We start from the raw sequence: 691 nt of genomic DNA, 5'->3' as shown, positions 1-691 counted from the left end.
AATGCCGCCAATGGTGACCGTAGTTCCAGGTACAAAACCGGTACCCGTAATCGTGGCCGTTGTACCACCAGCAATGGAACCGCTATTGGGAACAATCGAACTTAAGGTAGGGGCTACGGCCAGATACGTAAAGGCCCCAGCTAAGGTTGCATTAGCCGTAGCATTACCAACCGTCACATCAACTACTAATGAACCACTCACATACGCAGGTACTGTTGCGGTAACACTGGTGTCGCTCACTACCACAATGTTCGATGCGGCAACACCTCCAAAAGTAACCGAGGTAGTACCGGTAAGGTTAGTTCCGGTTAAGGTCACATTGGTCCCCCCCGCAACACTGCCAGTAATTGGCGTCAAACCAACTAAGGTCGGCGCTAGAGTCACATAGGTAAATCCACCAGTTAACGTGGCACTACCCACAGTGTTGGTAACAACCACATTCACCGCGCCACTGGCATGGGCTGGGGTCACTGCGGTTAAGGTGGTGCTATTAACTACCGTGACATTAGTCGCCGCAGTTCCACCCAAAGTGACACTCATACCCGGAATAAAGCCAGTACCGGTTAAGGTGATCGCCGTTCCCCCGGCAATGGAACCACTGCTTGGTAAAACACTACTTAACGTAGGGGCAACTGCCGTGTAGGTGAAGCCACCCATTAAGCTGGCACTACCCACGCCATTATTCACCAAC

At 52.0% G+C, this 691-nt stretch carries 1 protein-coding gene; it reads right to left on the bottom strand.

All coding sequences use genetic code 11. The annotated features are described in order from the left end of the window. Positions 1-691 (bottom strand): IPT/TIG domain-containing protein (locus ACD661_RS16920; protein ID WP_400189008.1); only part of this gene is annotated, 691 nt, incomplete at both ends.

This window comes from Legionella lytica (genome assembly GCF_044626755.1).
In the GTDB taxonomy this organism is placed as follows: Bacteria; Pseudomonadota; Gammaproteobacteria; order Legionellales; family Legionellaceae; genus Legionella; species Legionella lytica_A.
The sequence above is the reverse complement of the archived record's forward strand: the minus strand, read 5'-3'. Positions and strand labels throughout refer to the sequence as shown.